Source organism: Klebsiella michiganensis (genome assembly GCF_002925905.1).
In the GTDB taxonomy this organism is placed as follows: Bacteria; Pseudomonadota; Gammaproteobacteria; order Enterobacterales; family Enterobacteriaceae; genus Klebsiella; species Klebsiella michiganensis.
Map to the genome: position 1 here is coordinate 1 of NZ_PRDB01000029.1, position 8607 is coordinate 8607.

The window sequence follows — 8607 nt, forward strand, 5'->3', positions numbered from 1 at the left end:
TTTTGCCGTTGGCGCAATAGACAGTTCGTTACCGCCTGAGCTGCAGGTTTATCCTCTGCGCGACGATCCGTTTGTGGCGGTGCTGCACTGCGACGATCCGCTGGCCGGGCAGCCGCATCTGCCGTGGAAGCTGCTCGCGGGGCGCGATATCGCGGTGTTCTCAAAGGGCAATATTCAGCGTCTGGTCGGCGCGCTGGCGGAGAGCCATCGCCTCACGCTGAATACGCGTTATCAGGTTGACTATATTGAAACGCTTTACGGCCTGGTGCGTTCCCGGCTGGCGGTGGCGATTCTGCCTGAGCTTTATACTATCCACCTTCAGGATCCGGCGTTAAAGGTGGCGCAGCTTCAGCAGCCCGCGCTGACGCGAACCGTGGCGCTGATGCGCGGGCCGCAGCCTTTGCCGCCGCTGATTGAGGAATGTTTCGCATTATTACTAAGTTCGCTGCGCTGACCGGCGCGCGTCGACTCCGGGAGGGGAACCCCGCAGCTGGCCGCCGCGGGAGCTTATTTACGGCGTCACGATATTGAACCAGAACTCAAATTTATCCATATAGCCCAGCATCTCGTCCAGCTTCGCGCCGTCGCCGGTCACTTTGACTTCACCCTTATCCTCCGCCTGTTTTAGCGTTTCCTCTTTCAGGATGATTTTGTTCAGCGTGGCGCGATCCAGCGCGATGGTAGCATCGGCGTCTTTGGCTTCGGCATCGGCGGTGTGGTTGAGCACGCCGTTTTCCAGCTCTAGCTTATATTTACCGCCATCGTTACCAAGGTCGATATTGAATACCGCTTTGGCGGTTCCGGCTTTTTCGCCGTTGATATGGACCGCAAGATAGTCGAAAAACATTTCCGGGGTCATGGCCCGCACGGTATCCGGGCTGGCGGTATTCGGCGTCGGGCCTTTCACGACGCCGTTGCGTAGCTCCTGCGCGCCGGTCAGGTAGAAATTACGCCACGGTCCTGATTCCGCCTGATAGCCCAGCTGCTCCAGGGCATCGGCTTCCAGATTGCGCGCTTCCAGATTGCCGGGATCGGCGAAGACAATTTTACTCACTACCTGCGCTACCCAGCGATAGTTGCCCTGGTTGTAATCTTCTTTGGCTTTCTTGAGGATAGCGTCGGCGCCGCCCATATAATCAACGAACTTCTTCGCCGCTTCTTCCGGCGGCAGCTCGTCCAGCGTAGCCGGGTTGCCGTCGAACCAGCCGAGATAGAGGACGTAGGTAGCCTTCACGTCATGGCTGACGGAGCCGTAGTAGCCGCGGTTGGCCCAGGTATTGGCCAGGCTGTCCGGCAGCTTGAATTTGGCGGCGATCTCATCGCGGGTCAGGCCCTCGTTGGCCATGCGCAGAGTCTGGTCATTAATGTACCGATACAGGTCGCGCTGGCTTTTCAGCAGGTTAACCACGTTCTCATTACCCCAGGTCGGCCAGTGGTGCTGGGCCATAATGATTTCAGCCTTGTCGCCCCAGCGCACAATGGCGGCGTTGATATATTTCGACCACGGTAGCGGTTCACGAATTTTCGCCCCGCGCAGCGAGTAGGTGTTATGCAGGGTATGGGTGACATCTTCGGCGGATTCAATGAGCTTCTTCTCTTCGATATACCACAGCATTTCCGACGGTGCTTCCGAGCCCGGCGCCAGCATAAAATCGTAGGTCAGGCCATCGATGGTCTCTTTCTGGCCATCTTTCTCGATGATATTGGTGGGAGCAATCAGCGTGACGGTGCCGGCAGAGGTCGTGGTGCCGAGACCTGCGCCAACCTGGCCGGTGGCATCCGGTTTGAGCAGGTTGCCGTACATATAGCTGGCGCGACGGCTCATCACGTTACCGGCCATAATATTTTCAGCAACGGCGGCTTCCATAAAACCGGAAGGCGCGTAGATTTTGACTTTGCCGGATTTGACATCGGCTTCATCGACCACGCCGCGCACGCCGCCGTAATGGTCAACGTGGCTGTGGGTGTAGATCACCGCAACGACCGGCTTATTGCCGCGATTTTTGTAATACAGATCCATTCCGACCTTTGCGGTCTCCGCTGATACCAGCGGATCCACAACCGTGATGCCCTCTTTACCTTCAATGATGGTCATATTGGAGAGATCGAGGTTGCGGATCTGGTACACGCCTTCGGTCACTTCAAACAGGCCGCTGATATTGATGAGCTGGGATTGACGCCAGAGGCTGGGGTTGACCGTATCCGGCGCCTTTTCCCCCTCTTTGATAAAGGCGTACTGCTGCGGGTTCCAGATAACGTTGCCCTGTTCACCTTTAATCACTTCCGTAGGAAGCGCGGCAATAAAACCTTTATGCGCGTTGGTAAAGTCGGTGTTGTCGGAGAAGGGGAGCTGTTTATACAGCGCATCGTTTGCCTGTTTGGTCGCTGCAGCGGCTTCTTTCGGCGACGTTTCGGCCCAGCTGGTCACAGGGAGAGTCGAGATAATTCCTGCCAGAGCCAGACTTTTCATAATCGGTGTTAATTTCATCGGAATCCTCATGGTTTTACGCTGATTCACTCGTTAATTTCGATATGACGTCGGGTTACATCCTGTAACGCCTCCTAAACTATAAACACGTATCTGCAAAAGTGTTTGTTTTGTTAATTATTTGATTGCTTATTGTTAATTTTGAATTACCTTGCGCTTGTATACCTACGCCGGGCCGGCTTGCGTTGTCCCGCGACTTACCGTAACCTGCCCACTGAGAACGTTTTTATCTCTCAATGACTCGGGGTGCCCTTCTTTGTGAAGGCTGAGAAAAACCCGTACCACCTGATCTGGATAATGCCAGCGTAGGGAAGTCAGAGACCGCAGGGTCGTCGCTTCTTCATCGCCTGGCGGGAGCAAACGATGTCTGACCTGCTGAACCCCGCGCATATTGCCCATCTGCGGCACCTTTTTCACCGCCATTCTCCTCTTGTTCACTGCATGACCAACGACGTGGTGCAGGCCTTTACCGCCAACGTCCTGTTAGCGATTGGCGCATCCCCGGCGATGGTTATCGACCCGGACGAAGCCAGCCAGTTTGCCGCCATTGCCGATGCGCTGCTGATTAATGTCGGTACGCTGACGGTTGAACGCGCGGCGGCGATGCGTGCGGCGGCGCACAGCGCGCAGCAGGCGGGTAAACCGTGGGCGCTGGACCCGGTGGCGGTCGGCGCGCTGACTTTACGGACAGAATTTTGCCGGGAGCTGCTGGCGCTGCAGCCTGCCGCCGTTCGCGGTAATGCGTCGGAAATTATGGCCCTGGCCGGAATGAGCGGCGGCGGGCGCGGCGTCGATACGACCGATACCGCCGCCGCAGCGCTGCCCGCAGCCCAGGCGTTAGCCCGCCAGCTGAATACCGTGGTCGCGGTGACCGGGGAGGTTGATTACGTCACCGACGGCCAGCGCATTCGCATGGTCACCGGCGGCGATCCGCTGATGACCCGGGTGGTCGGCACCGGCTGCGCGCTGTCGGCGGTGGTTGCCGCCGCTGCGGCGATGCCCGGCGATCGGCTGGAGAACGTGGCCGCGGCCTGCGGTCTGATGAAGCTTGCGGGGGGAAAAGCGGCGCTGCAGGGCGGCCCCGGCAGCTTTACTCCCGCCTTCCTCGATGCGCTCTATGCGGGAGGCGATCTGTGAAACGAATTAATGCGCTAACCATCGCCGGCACCGACCCGAGCGGCGGCGCGGGGATCCAGGCGGATCTCAAAACCTTCTCGGCGCTGGGCGCTTACGGCTGCTCGGTCATCACCGCGCTGGTGGCGCAAAACACCCGCGGCGTCCAGTCGGTGTACCGGATAGAGCCTGATTTTGTCGCCGCACAGCTCGATTCCGTTTTCAGCGATGTGCGCATCGATACCACCAAAATCGGGATGCTGGCGGAAACCGATATCGTCGAGGCGGTGGCGGAACGGCTGGCGCGTTATCAGATTAAAAATGTGGTGCTGGATACCGTCATGCTGGCGAAAAGCGGCGATCCGCTGCTCTCAGCCTCGGCGGTAGAGACGCTGCGCCAGCGCCTGCTGCCGCAGGTCTCGCTGATCACCCCGAACCTGCCGGAAGCGGCGGCGCTGCTGGCTGCGCCGCATGCCAGAACGGAAAAGGAGATGCTGGAGCAGGGCAGAGCGCTGTTGGGAATGGGCTGCGGGGCGGTATTAATGAAAGGCGGCCATCTCGATGATGCGGAAAGCCCGGACTGGCTCTTTACCCGCGACGGGGAGCAGCGCTTTACCGCGCCGAGAGTCCAGACCAAAAACACCCACGGTACCGGCTGTACGCTGTCAGCGGCGCTGGCGGCCCTGCGTCCGCGTTATGAGGATTGGGGGCGAACCGTGGCGGAAGCCAAGGGCTGGCTCTCGGCGGCGCTGGCGCAGGCGGATTCGCTGGAAGTGGGGCACGGGATCGGCCCGGTACACCATTTCCACGCCTGGTGGTAAACGGCAAGACAACGTGTCAGCAGACTATGCTGAAAAAATAGGCTCCCGGCTGGAAAATCTGCTGAGTCGGTACCAGGCTTAACCTGCCCAAAATAATTGGGTTGGGAAAACGCATGCCGGTTTCGACCGGCACTTACGGGAGATCGCTATGACTGATATTACGCAGTTGCTTGGCAAAGATGCCGACACGCTTTTACAGCACCGCTGTATGACGATTCCAGCCGACCAGCTCTATTTGCCGGGGGCGGATTACGTCGATCGGGTGATGGTTGATAACAACCGTCCGCCGGCGGTGCTGCGTAATATGCAAACCCTGTATAACACTGGCCGCCTGGCGGGAACCGGCTATCTGTCGATCCTGCCGGTCGACCAGGGCGTAGAGCATTCTGCTGGCGCCTCTTTTGCCGCCAACCCGCTGTACTTTGATCCGAAAAATATCGTCGAACTGGCCATTGAGGCCGGTTGTAACTGCGTGGCCTCCACCTATGGCGTGCTGGCCTCGGTGTCGCGCCGCTATGCGCACCGCATCCCCTTCCTGGTCAAGCTGAACCATAACGAAACGCTGAGCTACCCGACCGAATACGATCAGACGCTGTACGCCAGCGTTGAGCAGGCGTTCAATATGGGGGCCGTGGCGGTCGGGGCGACGATCTATTTCGGTTCCGAACAGTCTCGTCGTCAAATCGAAGAAATCTCCGCTGCGTTTGAGCGCGCGCACGAACTGGGCCTGGTGACCGTGCTGTGGGCCTATCTGCGTAATTCGGCGTTTAAGAAAGATGGCGTCGACTACCACGTTTCCGCTGACTTAACCGGCCAGGCTAACCATCTGGCGGCGACCATCGGCGCGGATATCGTGAAGCAAAAAATGGCGGAAAATAACGGCGGCTATAAAGCGGTGAACTTCGGCTATACCGATGACCGGGTTTACAGCAAGCTCACCAGCGATAATCCGATCGACCTGGTGCGTTACCAGCTGGCGAACTGCTATATGGGCCGCGCCGGGCTGATTAACTCCGGCGGCGCCGCGGGCGGGGAAACCGATCTCTCCGACGCCGTGCGCACCGCGGTTATCAATAAGCGCGCGGGCGGCATGGGGCTGATTCTGGGCCGTAAGGCGTTTAAAAAATCGATGGCCGACGGCGTGAAGCTGATCAATGCCGTGCAGGATGTCTATCTGGACGGCAAAGTCACCATCGCCTAAGCATTCGCGTGGCGGCGCTACGCCTGGCCGGGCTACGGTTTCGTGCGGTCTGGTAGCCCGGGTAAGGCGTTTACGCCGCAGCCCGGGATCTTGCTTACTCGCGAATCAGCCGCGCCGTGTGCTGTAGCGTTTTATACGCTTCATAGCGCCGCTGATGATCGGCGCTATACTGCGCAACGCAGCGGTAGGTTTTATCCACCCGGGTAAACTGCTTCATCGCTTCCGGCAGGGACGGGGCGATCTGGCCGGCCACCGCGCCGAGAATCGCCGAACCTAACAGCACCGGTTCGCTGGATTCGGTACTCACCACGCTCACTCCGCAGGCGTCCGCCAGCAGCTGGCGCACCAGCGGATGCTGCCCGGCTCCGCCGCTGATGACGATATGCTCGCTGTGGATGCCGCACGCCTTCTGGGCGTCAATAATCTGCCGCAGGCCGTAGCCGATACCGCACAATCCGGCGACGTAGAGCGCCATCAGGTTGTCCAGATCCCGCTCCATCCCCAGCCCGGCGATAATCGCTTTCGCGTGCGGGTCGGCCAGCGGCGCCCGATTACCTAAAAATTCAGGCACCACGTGCAGCCCGGCGGCGAGTTTGACCGCGGCAGAAGGACGTTCCACTTTCGCCAGCACGCTATCGGCAAGATAAACCGGCAGCGGGACGCCGCGCGCCCTGGCCAGCGCCTTAGCCTCGGCGGCGGTGGGATGGAAGCTCAGCAGCTGGTCGATGGCCGCTCCGGCCGCGCTCTGCCCGCCTTCGCTCAGCCAGAACCCCGGCACCATCGCCGAGTAATATGGCCCCCAGACGCCGGGCACGAACACCGCTTCCTGAGTGGTGGTCATGGTGCAGGAGGAGGTGCCGAAGACGTAGGCCATATTGTTAACCGCGCCGTTAAGCACGCCGACGGTGCCGATACCGCCCGCGTGGGCATCGATCATACCGACCGCCACCGGAGTACCGACCGGCAGGCCCATCTCCTCTGCCGCCGTGGCGCAAAGGCCGTCGCCGCAGGGGGTTCCCGGATCGACAATCCGCTGGCCGATGCGGACAAAATCTTCATCCGCCAGCTCTTCGAGGCCAATCTGGCGGAAGTAGCTGGCATCCCAGCGTTGTTCATGCGCCAGGTAGGTCCATTTACAGGTCACGGTACAGACCGAGCGGGCTAAATCGCCGGTTGAGCGCCAGGTGAGATAATCGGCGAGGTCGAAGAAGTGGCGCGCCTGCTGATAAATGTGCGGGCGGTTCTCCTTCAGCCAGAGAATTTTCGGCGTTTCCATCTCCGGCGAGATTTTACCGCCGACGTACTGCAGCACCGCGTGGCCCGTGGCGTTGATCTTTTCCGCCTGCCCGGTGGCGCGGTGATCCATCCAGACGATAATGTTGCGCTCCGCATCTTCCGAAGGCCCGACCGCCAGCGGGGCGTCGTTATCGCCAATCACCACCAGCGAGCAGGTGGCATCGAAGCCGATTCCGGCAATCGATGACGGCGCGACCCCGGCGCTGGCCACCGCCGTTTTAATGCAGTAGCACACCGCCTGCCAGATCTCGCGACTCGACTGTTCGACCACGCTTCCGGCGCTGCGAAACAGGGTAATTTCCCGGGTCGCGTGGGCGAGAAGCTCGCCCCGCAGATTGAACACCCCGGCGCGAACGCTGCCCGAACCGACATCGACGCCAATAATATGTTGCGTATCGATTTGCATAACATCCTCTCACAGAGTCTGGTTGAACGGTCAGAGATCCACGCTGTTCGGCAGGATCACAATGTCGCGCACGGTGACGTTTTTCGAGCGCGTCACCATAAACAGCACCGACTCGGCCACCTCAATCGGCTGCATCAGGCTGCCGTTGGCCAGCGCTTCGTCCATTTTGGCTTTCGGCCAGTCGTCCAGCAGGGCGGTGACCACCGGGCCCGGCAGCACGGCGCCGACGCGCACGCCGTACTGCGAAACCTGGCGGCGGGTAGTATGAACAAACGCCTGGACGGCAAATTTCGACGCGGTATAGATAGGCTCCCAGATCACCGGCACCACCCCCGCGATAGAGCTGGTGAAGATAATGTCCCCGGACTTTTGCGCGATAAGATGCGGCAGCACGCTGCGCACGCAGCGGAAGGCGGCGTTGGTGTTGAGGTGCAGCACGCGGTCCCACACGTCCGGATCGCCCTCGGCCACCGGCCCGCCGATGTAAGCTCCGGCGTTGGCGTGGAAAATATCGAGACGCCCGGTAAGCTGCAAAATACCCTGCAGAATATTATCGACCTGATCCGCCTGCATCAGGTCAACCTGCAGGGCGAAGGCGTTTTCGCCGAGTTCGGCGACAAGTTTGTTGAGCTTCTCGCCTTCACGGTCGATAAGCACCACTTTTGCGCCAGCGCCCAGCAGGGTTCTGGCGCATTCGAGGCCGATACCGGACGCCGCGCCGGTAATGGCGGCGACTTTACCGCTAAGGGAAGTATTCATAGAGGAGACAGAGTGGTTCATTTTATAATCCTTTACAGAGTCTGGTTGGAACTATCGAACGCGAGGGCATCGCGTTCGACGCTGGAGACGAAAACTTGTTAAGGTATTGAATATGAGCGTCATTTTTTTGATGTTCGCTGGCGTATTCACGCTGAATGCGTTAATACTTCGGGAAGTAAAATGGAAGCTCAATCGATGAAGCTCATGTTGCGCTAGCTTCATCGATTGAGCAAGTGGGGAAATTAACAGCGAAATGATTTTGTGACGCAAGTTGGGAAAATGAAGAAAATCACGATTTACGACCTGGCGGAACTGTCCGGCGTTTCGGCGAGCGCGGTGAGCGCTATCCTCAACGGCAACTGGAAAAAGCGCCGCATCAGCGCGAAGCTTGCCGAAAAGGTGACGCGGATTGCCGAGGAGCAGGGCTATGCGATTAACCGCCAGGCCAGCATGCTGCGCAGCAAAAAATCGCGCGTCATCGGTATGATTATCCCCAAATACGATAACCGCTATTTCGGTTCGG

General features: G+C 59.3%; 8 protein-coding genes and 1 riboswitch. Of the genes, 5 read left to right on the plus strand and 3 right to left on the minus strand.

Annotated elements, in window-relative coordinates; translation table 11 throughout:
* The coding region (locus CDA56_RS28975; RefSeq protein WP_139536117.1) for a LysR family transcriptional regulator substrate-binding protein at positions 1–454 on the plus strand (454 nt) is incomplete at its 5' end.
* 57 nt (positions 455–511) lie between these two features.
* Here the strand turns inward: CDA56_RS28975 and CDA56_RS28980 are convergent.
* Positions 512–2488: an alkyl/aryl-sulfatase gene (locus tag CDA56_RS28980; protein WP_014230122.1), complete on the minus strand. Its 1977-nt coding sequence runs from the start codon at positions 2486–2488 to the stop codon at positions 512–514.
* Between the two features lie 232 nt (positions 2489–2720).
* Positions 2721–2817: riboswitch (TPP riboswitch) on the plus strand.
* Positions 2818–2851: 34 nt separating this feature from the next.
* Between CDA56_RS28980 and thiM the strand changes: the two genes are divergently transcribed.
* The 3 genes from thiM to fbaB all read left to right on the plus strand — a co-directional run bounded on the left by thiM (position 2852) and on the right by fbaB (position 5623).
* Positions 2852–3625, plus strand: coding sequence for a hydroxyethylthiazole kinase (gene thiM, locus CDA56_RS28985; protein ID WP_103814584.1), 774 nt, complete (start codon positions 2852–2854; stop codon positions 3623–3625).
* Complete coding sequence (gene thiD, locus CDA56_RS28990) at positions 3622–4422, plus strand: bifunctional hydroxymethylpyrimidine kinase/phosphomethylpyrimidine kinase (protein WP_047723266.1); 801 nt, start codon at positions 3622–3624, stop codon at positions 4420–4422. Before thiM ends, thiD begins: the two co-directional genes overlap by 4 nt.
* Positions 4423–4570: 148 nt before the next feature.
* Entirely contained in the window at positions 4571–5623 is a 1053-nt protein-coding gene (gene fbaB, locus CDA56_RS28995; RefSeq protein WP_004103793.1) for a class I fructose-bisphosphate aldolase, read from the plus strand.
* 94 nt (positions 5624–5717) lie between these two features.
* Here the strand turns inward: fbaB and CDA56_RS29000 are convergent, their stop codons facing one another.
* Together CDA56_RS29000 and CDA56_RS29005 are read right to left on the minus strand one after the other, a co-directional pair.
* Entirely contained in the window at positions 5718–7325 is a 1608-nt protein-coding gene (locus CDA56_RS29000; protein ID WP_102803387.1) for an FGGY-family carbohydrate kinase, read from the minus strand.
* Positions 7326–7355: 30 nt separating this feature from the next.
* On the minus strand, positions 7356–8105 hold the full coding sequence (locus tag CDA56_RS29005; protein WP_004852583.1) for an SDR family oxidoreductase: 750 nt from the start codon (positions 8103–8105) through the stop codon (positions 7356–7358).
* Positions 8106–8363: 258 nt separating this feature from the next.
* On the opposite strand from CDA56_RS29005, the gene CDA56_RS29010 reads away from it, so the two are divergent.
* The coding region (locus CDA56_RS29010) for a LacI family DNA-binding transcriptional regulator (RefSeq protein WP_139536118.1) at positions 8364–8607 on the plus strand (244 nt) is incomplete at its 3' end.